Raw genomic sequence first — 14,485 nt, forward strand, 5'->3', positions numbered from 1 at the left:
ATGTCATGAGGGTGCTGCTCGCCGCTCTCGCAAATGCGCTCGTCCTGTCCGGACCTGTCGCGGCGACGCCTGCCAAGGAGGCGCCCTGGCTTCCCGAGGCAGCGGCCTACCGGCTGACGCTCTTTCTTGGAAACCTCGCGCCTCTGCCCTGGGATGACTTCGAGACGACCTGGACCGAACCCTACCGGGGCTCGGAATTCTCGACCGGTGCGGTGGAATGGCTGGACCGCGAAAGCGATATCGAGCCTGACGGTCTCCTAGACGCCATGATGCGCGAAGACCGGCAGGCAGTCTTCGCAGAGGCGACGCAGCTCATCGCACTCAGGATCGAAGAGGAACTGGACCGGGCTCTCGCGGCCGAAGAATCGGCGACGGCACAGCAGGCCGTGCGAACGGCACGCGAACTCTACCGTGCGTTCGAGGACGGCATCGCAGCCGCCGATCCCGAGGCTGCAAGGCGCATCGGCCTTGCCTGGCTGGAGCTCAACAGCAGCACCGGGTTCTCTGGCGTACTCGGCGCAGGGTCGACATCTGCGGATCGCGAGACCATGGAAGCCGCGCGCACAGTCATCTCCGGCTATCTTGCGGAAAACTACCTTTTGGACAGCTTCGCTCCGCGTCGGACGCTGAGCGGCCTGCCGGAAACCGCCGTCCTGAGTGGCCGCACGATCGAGGTTCCGCCAAGCCTGCCACCGGGCTCCGACATCTTCGATCAGGACCCGCTGCCGCGTCTCGTTCTCAACTTCGAGGAGCAAGGCATCGACGAGACCGATCTGCCGCTCGTCGCCTACGGCGACATGCTGTTCGACAGCGCGCAGATCTTCGGAAGCCCGGCGCGCGATCTCGGGATAACCTGCTCGACCTGTCACAACCGCTCGGACATCAACCAGAGGCTCTTTATTCCGGGTGCCAGCCACCAGCCGGGCGCAATCGATGTCGACGGAGCATTCTTCAACCCGACTTTCAACGACCGGCGTGACGACCCGCTCGACATTCCCAGCCTGCGCGGTCTGCGCTTCACCGGGCCCTACGGCCGCGATGGCCGCTTCGCCTCCCTGCGCGATTTTACCCGCAACGTGATCGTCAACGAGTTCGGCGGGAATGAACCGACGCCCTTCATGCTGGACGCTCTCGTCGCCTACATGCTCGAGTTCGACTTCCTGCCGAATTCCATGCTCACGAGTGATGGCCGTCTGACCGACGTGGCCCCAGAGGCCACCCGGCGCGGCGAGGAGATCTTCAATACGCCCTTTGCGGGACTTGGCGATCGCTCCTGCGCCAGCTGCCATGTGCCGGACGCGAACTTCCTCGACCGGGAGGCCCACGACATCGGCTCCGTTGAGCCGGGCTATGAGGGGGCCCGCGTCGGCGCGCTCGACACACCGACACTGCTCGGGACCGCCTATACCGCGCCCTATTTCCACGACGGCTCGCTGCCGACGCTGGCCGCCGTCGTGGACTGGTTCGACGAGACGAAGTCGCTCGGGCTGACCGGGACGGAACGGGCCGACCTGACCGCCTATCTGGAGACCGTGGGCGCGGCGGACGAACCCTACGAGGCGTTCGACGCCGAAAACACCGCCTTCCGGCTGGCGTTCTCGGAACTGACGACCTTCGCCTCGACGCTCGACACGCTGCTGCCCCTGCGGGACGCTGAGCACATCCTACTTCTGACCGACACCGTCGCCGCGGACCTCGCGGCCGATGCCAGCACCATGTCGAACCTTACTGCGCGGCCCGAGGTCTACGCGCTGGCCGAACGTCTGGCCGAGGTCGGCGCCGCCGTGCGCGTGGAAGACTGGGCGGCCGCTGAAGCCAGTTGGACCGCGTTCAAGTCCGAAGCCGACGCAATCGAAGAGAGGGCATTCTGATGGCGATCCACCTGAACCGCAGAACGATGCTGGCACTGGCCGGTGCAGGCGCGGTGTCGCTGGCGACGCCTCTCGCGGCGCAGGACACTGAATTGCGGCTTGCCTTCATCCCGCAGGAGAACCCCGAGAAGCTGTTGGGGGACATCGAGGCCATCACGGGCTGGCTGTCCGAGCAGATCGGCGTCCCCGTCGAGGGGTTCGTCACCATCGACCATGCGGCAGCGGTCGAGGCGCTGCGAAACGGCGACGCCGATATCTCCTTCATGGGCGCCTTACCCTTCGTTCTGGCCGAGGCCGAGATCGGCGCGGTGCCGCTCCTGTCCGAAGTCTACCGGGGCGCGCCGAGCTACACGGGCCGCATCTTCGTGCGGCGCGACAGTGGCATCGACGGGCTCGCCGACCTGCGCGGGCACAACATCGCCTTTGCCGATCCGATCTCGGAATCGGGTTATCTCTATCCGCTCGCCGAATTCGTAGAGGCCGGGCTGGTTGAAGGTCCCGGCGCAGCGGAGGAATTTTTCGGCCGCGTCTTCTTCGCGGGCGGCTACCAGCAAGCCATGCAGGCAATGGCCGAAGGTCTGGTCGATGCCGCAGGCGCCAGCCAATATGCCGATCTTCTGTTGACCCCGGAGCAGCAGGCAGAGGTGACCTGGATCGCGGAAAGCAAACCAATCCCGAGCCATCTCGTAATCGCACGTGCTGCGCTGGATGCCGCCCTGCGGGATCGGTTCACGGACGCAATGATGCAACTCAACGAGCCCGAGAACCGCGACAAGCTGCGCTATCTCTACGGGCCGGACGGCTATGTCAGGGCCGACCCCGCCGCCTATCACGGCGTGCGCGACATGGCGCGGCGATACGGGCTGTTGGAATGAGTCCCGCCGCGCAGATCGACGACCTGACCTTCGCCCATCCGGGCGCGGATCTGCCGGCGCTGGAGCAGGTCTCGCTTCAGATTCCGGCGGGCGAAAGCGTCGCTTTGCTCGGCCCGTCCGGGGCGGGGAAGACGACGATTCTGGCGCTGCTCGATGGCAGGCTCCACGGCTGGCGCGGGCGCGTTTCGGTTTTGGGTGTGCCGCTCGATCCCGATCGACCGCCGCCGCGCGCAAGCCGGCCCGATACCGGCTTCGTGTTTCAGGAATTCGCCCTGGTCGAGCGGTCCACGGTTCTGCGCAACGTTCTCAACGGCCGCCTGGGACGAATGTCCCCTCTACGCGCCTTGCTTGGATCGCCGACCCCGCACGATCTGGAGATTGCGCGAACAGCGCTCGCCGATTGCGGCATCGCCGATCTCGCCGAACGCCGGGTGGACAGCCTTAGCGGCGGGCAGCGGCAGCGCGTGGCCATCGCGCGGTGTCTGGCGCAGGAGCCACGGCTGATCCTCGCCGATGAACCGGTAAGCCACCTCGACCCTGCGCGCGCTGGAGAGGTCCTGGCGCTGCTGACCGGGGCCGCGCGGGCGCGCGGGGCGACGGCGCTGTTTTCCTCGCACCAGCCCGACCTGGCGCGGCGTTTCGCGCAGCGTATCATCGGCATACGGGACGGGCGGGTCGCATTTGACGTCCCGAGTTCCGAGTTGAAGGACGAGGCGACAGCGGCTCTCTACCGGGAGGCAGAGCCGTTGCCCGGCCTCAGCCTCAGGGCGGTGTCTTGATGGGACCCCGAGGGTTCGGCGGCTTCGCGACCAGCGTCCTGATCGCCGGCGCGATCCTCTGGTCCTTCGTCACCACCGATGTCGAGTTGTCTCGTCTCGTCTCGGCCGGTCCGCGGATTGCCGATTTTCTCGGGCGGATGTTCCCGCCGGACCCGACGGTGATGGCCGAAATCAGGAAGGGCAGCGCAGAAACGCTGAGAATCGCGATCCTCGGTTCCCTCGGCGCGGTGATCCTGTCGATCCCTCTCGGCATTCTCGCGTCCGAGACGATGGTATCGCCCGCGCTCTACCGGCCGGTTAGAACGCTGCTTGCCTTCATACGGGCGATTCCGCTGATCCTCGTGGCCATGCTCATGGTGGGCGCTGTCGGACTCGGGCCGCTGCCCGGCATCATCGCGGTCGCCTTTCATGCAACGGGGATGCTCGCCAAGTTCTATGCCGAGGCGATCGACGGCGTGTCCCGCGCGCCCATCGCAGCGCTGGAAAGCGCGGGGGCCGGACCGCTCGTGCGGCTCAGGCACGCGATCTGGCCGCAGATGGCGCCGGTCGTCGCCCGGGACACGATCTTCCGGTTCGAGCTGAACCTGCGCGAGTCGCTGATCCTCGGCATCGTCGGCGCGGGCGGGATCGGCTTCTACATCCAGACCTACGTGCGTTCCTTCCAGTACGACAAGGCCGCCAGCGTTACGATTGCCGTTGTCGTCATGGTCATCGCCATCGAAGCGCTCAACGTCGCGCTGCGCCGTCGCTTTGCGTGATCGTCAAGCATAGATGTCAATTGGCGTTCCGTTCCTGACCATGGCGTAGATCTCCTCGATCTGGCCGTCCGTGACGGCGATGCAGCCTGCCGTCCAGTCGCGTACATTCATGGGGTCGATCCCGCGCCGCGGACCGCCGTGAATGAAGATGTCCTTTCCCGGAGATCGGCCTTGCGCTTCCGCGAATGCGATGTCGGCCTCATTCGGATATGAAATGCCGATGGACAGGTGGAAGAGGCTATCGGGGTTCCGCCGGTCAATCAGGTAGGAGCCCTCCGGCGTGCGCCCGTCCCCCTCAAACTGCTTGTGGCCCTCGGGCGCGAAGCCCAGTCCAATGGGATAGGTCCGCAAAACGTCATCCGCCCCGTCCAAGACCAGCAAACGCTGTGCCTTGTACATGCGCAGCCGGGTCACTTCTGGCCCGTCGTACGACCGAAACCTGCTGGCACAGCCTGACAGGAAGACGGCCAATCCGCCCAACAGCAAGACCCGTCGTGGCATTCTGGTATTTATCACTGCTCGACGCCCCTTTTTCGAGGTCTGGTTGATGTCAGACGCTACTCTACCGAAACCGCCGGATCAATGACCGTGCGCCAGTGCTCCCTTCGCCATCTGCTCGCCCAGCGGTTCACCGCCCGAAGGCCCCGCTTCGGCCCGGTGGCCATTCAGGAGCCGAAGTGCGTTGGCGACCACCAGCAGCGACACGCCCACATCCGCAGCAATGGCGCCCCACATCGAGGCCATGCCGAACGCGGTCAGCCCGACGAACAGCGCCTTGGTCGCCAGGGATATGCCGATATTCTGGTGAATGATCGTCATGGCACGGCGCGAATGGCCGATAAGCCAGGGTACCTTGCCGATGTCGTCGGTCATCAGCGCGATGTCGGCCGTCTCGATCGCGGCATCCGATCCGACAGCGCCCATAGCGATGGCATAATGCGCCCGGGCCATGGCCGGTGCGTCATTCACACCGTCGCCGATCATCGCCACCATGTCGTGGCTTTCGACGAGTTGCTCAATGGCCGTCACCTTGTCTTCTGGCAAGAGTTCGGCGCGCACCTCGTCGATGCCGACTTCGGCTGCCACCGCGCGCGCGGTGCGTTCGTTGTCGCCCGTCAACATCACGATGGTCTTCACACCTTGCGCATGCAGGCGCGCAACGATCCCCTTTGCATCGGGGCGGATTCGGTCGCGCAATTCCAGAACGCCAGTCACGCCCGTTTCGTCACCCACGGCAACAAGGGTGCTGCCTGCCCCTTCGATCCGGCCCCGCAGATCCGCCGGAATGGCACTGCCAAACCCCTTCTCCTCGGCGAACCGATCCGAGCCGAGCCAGATAGCGCGCCCGTCGGCGCGTCCTTCCAGCCCGCGCCCGGGCACGGTGCGTGTGTCCTCTGCGGCAGATATGGAAACACCATCGGTTTCGGCGCGCGCGAGGATGGCGCGGGCCAGCGGGTGCGACGACCGAGCTTCCAGACTCGCTGCCAGCGTCATGAGATCGCGTGCGGAGGCTTCGCCCAAGGGATGCACCGCAGCCACTTCGGGCTCACCCATGGTGATTGTCCCGGTCTTGTCCATCGCCAGTGCCGTCGTTCGCCCAGGCGCTTCGACATAGGCACCGCCCTTGATGAGTACTCCCGCCCGCGCCGAAGCGGTGAGCGCCGCGACGATGGAAACCGGTGTCGAGATGACAAGGGCACATGGGCAGGCGATGACCAACAGCACCAGCGCATTGTAGAACCAATAATCCAAGGCACCGCCCAGCAGGAGCGGTGGCACCAGCGCGATGGCGATCGCCAGCGCCATCACGATGGGTGTGTAGATGCGCGCGAACTTCGCGACCCACTGCTCGACCGGTGCGCGGCGCGCGTGGGCGTCGCCCACCATGCGGATGATTTTCGCCAGCACTGTGTCCGACGCGGTTTTCGTCGCGCGGATCGTCAGCGAACCCTCGCCGTTGATCGTGCCGGCATAGACCTCGTCGCCGCGCTCCTTGGACACCAATGCGCTCTCGCCGGTGATCGGGGCCTGATCGACGGCACCTGCCCCCTTCACGACTTGACCGTCGAGGGGGATGCGGTCGCCACCGCGCACGATGAAACGGTCGTTCACGGCAACCTCTGCCGCCGGAATGTCCGTCTCGGTGCCATCTGGCCGGATCAGGCGAGCCGTGGGCGGCGCCAGATCCAGCAGGGCCGATACCGCGTTTCGCGCACGGCCGACGCTCCAGCTTTCGAGGTAAAGGGAGAGCGAGAAGAAAAACGCGACCGTCGCGGCTTCGAAGAATTCGCCGAGCCCGATGGCACCCGCCACGGCCACCACCATCAACAGGTTCATATCCGGCGAGAGCCTGCGGGCCGATGACCACGCCTTGGGCGCTACCAGCCAGACGCCGAACACGATCGCCAGCGCGAAGAGACCGATCTCCGCCATCGGCATCGGCGCTCCGCCATGACCCGAGAACAGTCCCAGCGCGCCACCCAAGCCTGTCTCGACGATGTGATAGACAAACCCTGCAGCCCAGAAGCCGCCGCTGGCCGCGGTGAACCCCTTCTGGCGGGCAAGATGCGCGGCCTGATCCGCGGCGGCGTTTTCGGCGTCCCAGGGCCTGGCACTCATGCCCGTGCCCGCGACCAGCTTGACGATCCTGTCATCCGCCACGGATTCCGCACTGTCGAGAACGGTCATTCGCCCATTGATCACGTCGAAGGCCAGATGCTCCTGCCCGCCGACGGCCGGCCCGACGACCTTGTTCAGGATCGAGACCTCCTCGGCGCAATCCAGCCCGTTGACCTGGAAGCTCCGCCCATTGACCGAGCCGGACGCGGCCGGAGCGACATCCGCGCAGGTCGTCGTCCTACCCCAGCAGGCGCTATCCTTGCTCTCCGATGTTGACGGATGCGCATGGTCGTGATCGTGGTTGTAGTCGGTGTCGGACGACATGATCGGGCCCCGGATTGTTCAGTGCCCGTCAGAGATACTCCCTACAGCAACTAGAGCTTCAAGAAGTATCTTGCGATCCACCCCGAGCGAGATGGATGGCCTTCGCTGAACCACATTTCCTCCAAGCGGACCGCTTCCATCCAGTGCAGGGCAGGCAGGCGCACAGGTAGAGATCTTGACTAGTGCCAGCCTTTGCACGGGTCCGCATGACGCTGTAATCAGCAAGCCCGTCAGCGATGGTCGCGTCATCCGGCAGCAGAGCCAGTTCCTCGGCCGTCTGGGCTTGGACCTCCCGAATATACTCGATGGCGGGGCGATACGCCCCTGGCCCACTCGCGTCAGGAATGTCCATCGCGCAGCCGCCCAGCCAGATCGTCGCGAGAACGAGGGCGAAGCTACCGCCTCAAGCATCCCTCGTTGCGCGTCACGTGCTCTCTTCACGGTCTCGAATTGCTCGGCCGTTTGGGAGAAGCGGTCCTCTAGTCTACTGGGGCCATGGCGTGCCTCCCTCAGCCGATCTTCGCGCCCCAGAACGAAGTCTGGTCGGCGGCGAAGTAGCCGTCCGCGGCGCGGAAGTTGCCCTGCAGCTCGACGGTGTCACCGGCGGTGAGCGCGACCATCGTTTGCAGCCAGAGGGCCGTCGCCTCGGAGACATGCGCACCACTGATCTCGCCGAAGGAACCTCGGATCTCGGTCGTGCCGTTCAGGATGAGCCGCCCGCTCATGCGCGCGGACGTGCTGGCGTTGACCTTGTAGAGCAGCGTCGCGCCGAAGAGGTAAGTGCCGTCGACCGGGGCCACGAACCGGTTGTTCACGGCATCGAAAGCGCCCTGGTCGTTGGTGTCGGTGTTGTTGAGGCCGATCTTCGTCCAGGTCCCGACGCCGACATAGTTGTCGTAGTTCGTGTACGCCTTGAACCGAGGCAGCCGAGGCTGGTCGACGATGCCGTTCGCGTTGTCGACGCTCAGCCCGTCGAAGAAGGTGCTGCCGTCGGCCGAGACCGCGAGCCGGAACCGGTCCGAGCCAAAGAGACCGACCAGCGCCTTGGTCACGAACCCGGTCTGCAGCGTCAGCCCGAGGTCGTCGCCCGCAGCCTCCTTGTTCATGGTGTAGAACAGATCGCCGGTGCCACCCTCGGCCACGGTCTTCGCGGTCCAGAGCGCGGCGTTCAGCTTGGCCGAGAACGGATTCGAGGCATCGGCGGTCGTGCCGAGACCCAGCAGCGCGAGGTTCTGCAGCGAAGCCGGGGTTGTCCCGACCCAACCCGCACCATCGTAGACGACCAGCAGGCCCTCGTCCTCCACCCACGCCCGCCATCCGGTGCGCGGTGGCAGGCGCAGCCAGGCACCATCGGTCCAGAGCGCGACATTCAGGTCCCACCCCGCCCAGTCGCCTGTCGCGCCCGAGCCGACGATGTAGCGGTCGCCATCGGCGGGGCTGCCGGGCGGCGCGGTCAGGTCGCGGTCGAGGACCGAGAGCTGGACGAGCCCGTCGAGCAGCCGCAGCGCCTCGTTGTGGGTGACGTGCTTCTGGGCCTGCGCCGCCAGGATGTAGGGCAGCAGCAGTTGGGTCGTGGCGTCGGACATGGGATGGCCTTCAGAACGTGAGGGTGACGGTTTTCGGCGCGCCTCGCCCGACGAGGGCGGAGAGTTGGAAGATGCGAATGTCGAGCGTGTCGCCGGGGTCGAGCGGACCGCCCCAATCGGCGGTCTGCTGGGCGGCCGTGTAGACCGCGCTGGTCGTGGTCGTGCTCAGCACCCGCTTCACAGCAAGGCCGTCGAGGATCTCCACCTCGTAGGCTTCCAGTTCCTCGGTCAGTGGCACCTCAAGCCCGCCCCAGCTGTCGGCCGCGAGGGCTCGGGACCGGCGTGTCCAGCGGATCGTCAGATCGCCCGGCGCACGCGGCTTTCGCCACGGCTGCTCGACATGGGCGACGGAGAACGGCCGCAGACCCACACCCGCGGGCGTGAAGGCCTGCGCGACATAGGTCTCGTCGCTGACTGGGCGGCTCGCCGGGCCGATGCGCCAGTTCCACGGGATGCCGAGATCCGCCTCGGCGATCGGCAGCGATGCGAGGCTGTCGTCGAGTATCACGACTCTTGCGCCAGCGGGCGCCGGGTTGCCCATGGCGCCTTCGGTCCCACGCTGGCCGCGGAGGAGACGGGTCAGGCGATACCGGCCCGGGGCGATGAGCTCGCCCGCGCCCGCCTGCACGATCTCCAAGACGCCGGGCGCGCTCTCGATGGCGAGCGCATTCGCCCCGCCGAAGAGCGTCAGGTCCAGGACGCTTTCCAGCGTGCCGGTGCGCAGATCGACGATCAGCGCGTTGCCGAGGTCGAAGCGCGACGTGGGCCCCGCGTAGAAGTCCGAGACCAGTGCGCCGATCCGGGCCCGCGTCCCGAAGCTGGTGAGCAGTTCGAAGCCGTCAGTCGAGGGGCTGCGGAATACAGCGATCTCGCCCGGCCACGGCACGGCGTGCGCCGCAGCGAAGGGCCGATGCGCTGGCAGATCCTCGGTCAGCTGCGGCAGGTCAAGAAGCACCGCCTCGGGCGCGCCGAAGACCACCGCCTGTGACAGCGCCGAGGGCCGCGGCGCGCCCGGCGGCAGGTCGTAGGCCTCCCTGTCCTGGCGCACCGCCTCGACGCCACGGGCTTCGGCATCGGCGATGGAGACGAGCCGCAGCGGGACGGCGCGGCCGTCATGGACGAACGACACGACATCGGCCGGGTCGAGCGCCAGCCGCGATGGCGGCAGGCGAAAGACCGCGCTTTCGCGGCCGGTCCAGGCCTCCATCAGGGCGCGGCGGCAGCGGCGCTCAGCCTCTTCGGGCGGCACCGCCATGGGGAAGGACTCGGACGCGATCCGGGTCGTGTCGACGGTGATGCGCCGGGCCTCGACCTGCGCGGCCTCGTAATCCTCGTCGGCGCGGGCGACCTGCCACTTCAGAGCCTGCGGCAGTTCGGTTTCCTGGCCGCGCGTCAGCTCCAGCACGTCGCCCTCGCGGGCGGCGACCAGGTCGTCGGGGCTGACGCTCGCCACCGCCGCCCGGCCGCGCATGACGAAGCGGATCACCCCCTCGGTCTCGACCGCGTCGAAGCCGAAATGCCGCGACAGCGTGGTGATCGAGGCGCGCGGGCTTTCGAGTGCGCCGATGGCATATCCCTCGACGGCGCCCCAGAGACCGGTGACGTCGATCCGGGAGTCGGGCAGACCAGCACGCAGGCAGAGGTGCCGGACCAGCGCCGCCAGCGACACCGCGCCGAGCCGGCCGGTCAGCCAGTGGCCCAGCCGCCAGTTCGCCCCGTCCGTCCAGACGTCTGTCAGCGCCGGGAAGAACGGATAGGGCCGCGCGTCCCAGGTCCAGGCGGCGCATTCGGGGACGTGAACCATCCGGCCGCCGTAGACCGACGAGACCGGGTTGTTCGCGGCCTCGCCCCAGAACAGATACGTCGCTTCGAGATAGGCCCGCTGGATCGCATCGTCCCGCCAGCCGCGGGAGAAGTACGGCACAAAGCTTTCGGAGGATTTCGGGTCGAAGAAGACGTTCGGCTGGTTGGTCCCGCGGTCGATGGCAGGACAGCCCAGCTCCGTGAACCAGATCGGCTTGGACTCGGGCACCCATGCGGTCGGCGTCCCGCTCTCCACCCCGCCCGGGCGGTCGTAATGCTGGTTCGACCACCAGCTGCGGAGATCCTTGTAGCGGAAGACCCACGGCTTGCCCGAGGCGCCGTCCGTGATCGCGGTGCGGGCCTGCGCGGATCGGTCGGCCGCGCTGGCGTAGAACCAGTCGAAGCCTTCGCCGCCCGCGATGTTCGCCCGCAGGTAGGCGCGGTCGTAGATCGCGGGCCAGCCCTCGGCCGCGTCGGCATGCTCGAACCCGTCGCGCCAGTCCGACAGGGGCATGTAGTTGTCGATGCCAATGAAGTCGGTGTTGGCGTCGGCCCAGAGCGGATCGAGGTGGAAGTACACGTCGCCGCTGCCGTCGCCCGGCTGGTGCCCGAAATACTCGCTCCAGTCGGCCGCATAGCCGATCCTGGTGCCGAACCCGAGGATCGAGCGCACATCCGCGAGCAGGTCCCTATAGGCCTGCACCGCCGGATAGGCGCTGGCGCCCGAGCGGATCGTGGTCAGCCCGCGCATCTCGGTCCCGATCAGGAAGGCGTCGACCCCGCCGGCCGCCGCGCAGAGATGGGCGTAGTGCAACACCATGCGGCGCAGACCCCAGTCGCCCGGCGCCCCGGTCCACGAAACCGACTGACCCGAAACGTTGAAGCTCGCGGGCGTGGCCGCGCCGAACAGCGCCGCAACCTGGCTTGCGGCCGTGGCAGTCTTGTCCACGGTCCCGGTGTAGCCAGCAGCCGGGGAACAGGTGATCCGGCCTCGCCAAGGGAACGCGGGCTGGCCGGTCTCGGTGGCATTGTCGGAATACGGGTTCGGCAGCGTGTTGCCGGGCGGCACGTCCATCAGGATGAACGGATAGAAGGTGACGCGCAGCCCGCGGGCCTTCATCTCCTTGATCGCCTGCACCACCGCGAAGTCGGCGGGCGTCCCACCATAGACGGGACGGTCCTGGTCATCGCGGCTGACGAGGTGGGCGTTGGAGCGGGATACGCCATTCACCGACCACGTCTGCGGGCTGGTGGACTTTTCTGAGACCTCGACGCCCGGCCGGATAGTGCAGTCGCCCGCGCGCAGATCGTCTCCGAACCAGGCCACGACCAGCGAAACGCTTTCGACCTTTGGGGCCATGGCCTTCAGTCGGTCCAGCGCCACCACCATGTCGGCGGTGTCAGTCAGTGCGTTGAGGTTCTCGGGCTCGGACGACCCGCCGCCGCCCTTCCGGATGCCCTGCGTGGCATAGGCGAACTCACCTGATGCCGGGATCATGGTGACCGCTTGCGTCAGGCCCTCTGCCGTGTCTGGATCGGCGAGCGGGCGGAAGACCTCAAAACTCAGCTGCGGGATGCGATTGCCGTAGTTGCCGAGCGGCAGATCCTCGAACACTGCATAGGCCGTGCCGCGATAGGCGGGCGTGTTGGCCGCGCCCATCCTGGCCGCGATGAACGGGTCCGCCGTCTGCGCCTCATCACCCGGATACCAGCGCCATGTGATCCCGGCGGTGTCCAGCAGCTTCCCGTCGGCCCAGATGCGGCCGATCCCGGTGATCGGGCCCTCGCAGAGCGCCACGGCAAAAGAGGCGTAGTACAGATACTCGGTGGTCTTGACCTTGCCGCCCCCGCCGCCCTTGCCGCCGCCCTGCGTGGTGGTCTTCGTCTCCTCGCGGAAATCCGTCGCCCAGATCACGTTGCCGCCCATCCGCATGCGGCCGTAGACGCGCGGGACGAAGGCGCCCTCGGTCGAGGACGTGATCCGCAAGGAGTCGAGCCGCGGGCCTTCGATGCGCTGTGTGGGCGCGAGCGAGGACACGATCCAGCTGTCGACCACCGAGCCGATAGTCGAGCCGACGAAGCCGCCGATGGTCGCGGCGCTCACGCCGAGGATCGCGCCGCCGATCGAACCGCCAATGGCGGCCCCTGCGGCGCCGAGTACGAGGGTGGCCATGGTCTGGACTCAGCGTTGCGGGAACAAGAAGGCGAAGGCGATGCGCCGGCGCCAGGACGGCGTGAGCTGTTCTTCGATCACGCCCAGCCGCTCGTAGGCGTGAAGGAAGGTATCGGCCCCAGTCAGGATCCCGACATGCTTGGCGATGGCGCGGGGCCGCATGCGGAAGAGGACAAGCGCGCCGGGACCGGCCTCGGCGGGCGATACCTCGATCATCATGCGCCGCGCACCGTCGGCCAGCACCTCGCGCGGGCCGGTCTCGCCCCAGTCGCGGCTGTAGGGCGGGATCGGGAACGGCTCGGGACCGACCATCTCGCGCCAGACGCCCCGCGCGAGGCCGAGGCAGTCGCAGCCGACGCCCCGAAGGCTGGCCTGGTCGTGATAGGGCGTGCCGAGCCATGACCGCGCAATGGCAATGACGCGCGCCGGGTCGGCCGATGCGAGAGGTTGAGTCACAGCACGGACCCCTCATGCCCGCCGTCCTTCGTCGCGTACCGCAGGATCGTGTCCTGGCCCGGGATGTGCGGGAAGGCGCGGAAGTTGAGGGTGTTGGCGAACTTCGCGCCGCAGGTCTCGATCCGCTTGTCGCAGCCTGCACGGATCGTGAAACCGTCGCTCTCGGCGATCGCGCGCACCGGCGCATCGAGCAGGGTGAGGATAGCCACGCCGTCCGTCGCGTCGTGGCCCAGCACCTCGGCCTGACGCCCCGCGTTGGAGCCGCTGGTCCATTCGAGGGTGCCGAAGGTGAACCAGCCTGCTTCGAACCCGCCGAGCCCGGAGGCGGTGAAGGCCCGATCCCGGAGCAGATCGATGACGGCGCCCGCGCTCTTGAAGGCCGGGTCCTCCAGATCGACGCCGCAGCGCGCATCACCAAGCGCGGCATCGCAGGTTGCCTGGAAGGTCCGCCCAACCGTCTGGCCGAGGACGTGGGCGAGCGACCGGACCTCGGCCACAAACGCCAGCCGCCCACGTCGGATCTGTCCGATGGCGCCGCGCCGCATCAGCACGCGCTGGCCGGTGTCCGCCCAGTTCACGCGCCAGACCTCCACCTCCGCGTTGTCCCAGCGGCCATCGAGGATGTCGGTCTCGGTAATCCGGTCGGAGGTCAGCACGCCCTCGGCGTCCTGCGCATCGACCGACAGGTCGGAGCCGGAGCGGACCTCGGAGGCCGTCAGCCCACTCTCCGGCTCGAACTCCGTGCCGTCGAAGCTCAGCGTCCTGTCGTGGTCGGTGAAGCCGAAGCTCACGCCGTCGGCGCGACTGATCCGCCAGCACCAGGCGAGCGTCGTCGTGCCCTCGTCGAGATGGGCCTTGAGGGCAGGCGACAGGGATTTCATCGGCAGGTTCCCGTCATGCGATCGTCGAGATCGGCGATCCAGTCCGCCCATGCGGGCGGCACGGCGGCGACGGTCTCGGCCGCCGGGCGGGCCAGCCGCGCCTCCGCGTAAGCCATGCAGCCAGCGTCACCAGTTCCCGTCGTTGCGCCGCAACCGGTCAGCAGGATCGCCAGCGCTGCGACCGTGACGAACCGCGTCGCGCCCGCGCTCGACGCGCTTGCTCTTGTCTTCGATGGCATCGCGTTCGGCCTCCCGTTTGCGCGCGCGCTTCCCTTCGACACGGCCCCAGACCCGGCCGAGGACCACGCCCCCGACCGCGCCGAGCGCCGCCACCAGCCAGATCAGAAGGTCAGCCATCGC

Annotated in this window: 11 protein-coding genes; 4 read left to right on the plus strand and 7 right to left on the minus strand. The window is 67.4% G+C overall.

Features of this window, described 5'->3' with window-relative positions; translation table 11 throughout:
* Positions 1-5 precede the first annotated feature (5 nt).
* The 4 genes from BU124_RS11735 to phnE are packed head-to-tail and all read left to right on the plus strand — an operon-like array spanning position 6 to position 4,283.
* Positions 6-1,871, plus strand: a complete 1,866-nt coding sequence (locus tag BU124_RS11735; RefSeq protein ID WP_245831685.1) for a cytochrome c peroxidase — start codon at positions 6-8, stop codon at positions 1,869-1,871.
* Positions 1,871-2,746: a phosphate/phosphite/phosphonate ABC transporter substrate-binding protein gene (locus BU124_RS11740; RefSeq protein WP_084863774.1), complete on the plus strand. Its 876-nt coding sequence runs from the start codon at positions 1,871-1,873 to the stop codon at positions 2,744-2,746. Before BU124_RS11735 ends, BU124_RS11740 begins: the two co-directional genes overlap by 1 nt.
* Entirely contained in the window at positions 2,743-3,525 is a 783-nt protein-coding gene (locus BU124_RS11745; RefSeq protein WP_084863775.1) for a phosphonate ABC transporter ATP-binding protein, read from the plus strand. Before BU124_RS11740 ends, BU124_RS11745 begins: the two co-directional genes overlap by 4 nt.
* Positions 3,525-4,283, plus strand: a complete 759-nt coding sequence (gene phnE, locus BU124_RS11750; protein ID WP_084863776.1) for a phosphonate ABC transporter, permease protein PhnE — start codon at positions 3,525-3,527, stop codon at positions 4,281-4,283. Before BU124_RS11745 ends, phnE begins: the two co-directional genes overlap by 1 nt.
* A 3-nt stretch (positions 4,284-4,286) precedes the next feature.
* Here phnE and BU124_RS11755 read toward each other — a convergent pair whose 3' ends face one another.
* The 7 genes from BU124_RS11755 to BU124_RS14805 all read right to left on the minus strand — a co-directional run.
* Entirely contained in the window at positions 4,287-4,784 is a 498-nt protein-coding gene (locus BU124_RS11755) for a L,D-transpeptidase family protein (protein ID WP_084863777.1), read from the minus strand.
* 78 nt (positions 4,785-4,862) lie between these two features.
* Positions 4,863-7,226 carry a heavy metal translocating P-type ATPase gene (locus BU124_RS11760; RefSeq protein WP_084863778.1) on the minus strand — a complete coding sequence of 788 codons (2,364 nt, stop codon included), beginning with the start codon at positions 7,224-7,226 and terminating at the stop codon, positions 4,863-4,865.
* A 509-nt stretch (positions 7,227-7,735) separates the two neighbouring features.
* Complete coding sequence (locus tag BU124_RS11770; RefSeq protein WP_084863780.1) at positions 7,736-8,812, minus strand: DUF2793 domain-containing protein; 1,077 nt, start codon at positions 8,810-8,812, stop codon at positions 7,736-7,738.
* Between the two features lie 10 nt (positions 8,813-8,822).
* On the minus strand, positions 8,823-12,788 hold the full coding sequence (locus BU124_RS11775; RefSeq protein WP_084863781.1) for a baseplate multidomain protein megatron: 3,966 nt from the start codon (positions 12,786-12,788) through the stop codon (positions 8,823-8,825).
* 9 nt (positions 12,789-12,797) lie between these two features.
* A complete protein-coding gene (locus tag BU124_RS11780; protein WP_084863782.1) occupies positions 12,798-13,244 on the minus strand; it encodes an NlpC/P60 family protein in 447 nt (148 codons plus the stop codon).
* Positions 13,241-14,125 carry a DUF2163 domain-containing protein gene (locus BU124_RS11785; protein WP_084863783.1) on the minus strand — a complete coding sequence of 295 codons (885 nt, stop codon included), beginning with the start codon at positions 14,123-14,125 and terminating at the stop codon, positions 13,241-13,243. The genes BU124_RS11780 and BU124_RS11785 overlap by 4 nt, the downstream gene beginning before the upstream one ends.
* 126 nt (positions 14,126-14,251) lie before the next feature.
* A partial coding sequence (locus BU124_RS14805; protein WP_179141908.1) for a hypothetical protein occupies positions 14,252-14,485 on the minus strand: 234 nt, incomplete at its 5' end.

The organism is Salibaculum halophilum (assembly GCF_002094885.1).
Lineage (GTDB): Bacteria > Pseudomonadota > Alphaproteobacteria > Rhodobacterales > Rhodobacteraceae > Salibaculum > Salibaculum halophilum.

Excerpts from the sequence above, each read along its gene's own strand:
- BU124_RS11735 (WP_245831685.1), top strand. The coding sequence starts at position 6 with ATGAGGGTGCTGCTCGCCGCTCTCGCAAATGCGCTCGTCCTGTCCGGA.
- BU124_RS11740 (WP_084863774.1), top strand. The coding sequence starts at position 1,871 with ATGGCGATCCACCTGAACCGCAGAACGATGCTGGCACTGGCCGGTGCA.
- BU124_RS11745 (WP_084863775.1), top strand. The coding sequence starts at position 2,743 with ATGAGTCCCGCCGCGCAGATCGACGACCTGACCTTCGCCCATCCGGGC.
- phnE (WP_084863776.1), top strand. The coding sequence starts at position 3,525 with ATGGGACCCCGAGGGTTCGGCGGCTTCGCGACCAGCGTCCTGATCGCC.
- BU124_RS11755 (WP_084863777.1), bottom strand. The coding sequence starts at position 4,784 with ATGCCACGACGGGTCTTGCTGTTGGGCGGATTGGCCGTCTTCCTGTCA.
- BU124_RS11760 (WP_084863778.1), bottom strand. The coding sequence starts at position 7,226 with ATGTCGTCCGACACCGACTACAACCACGATCACGACCATGCGCATCCG.
- BU124_RS11770 (WP_084863780.1), bottom strand. The coding sequence starts at position 8,812 with ATGTCCGACGCCACGACCCAACTGCTGCTGCCCTACATCCTGGCGGCG.
- BU124_RS11775 (WP_084863781.1), bottom strand. The coding sequence starts at position 12,788 with ATGGCCACCCTCGTACTCGGCGCCGCAGGGGCCGCCATTGGCGGTTCG.
- BU124_RS11785 (WP_084863783.1), bottom strand. The coding sequence starts at position 14,125 with ATGAAATCCCTGTCGCCTGCCCTCAAGGCCCATCTCGACGAGGGCACG.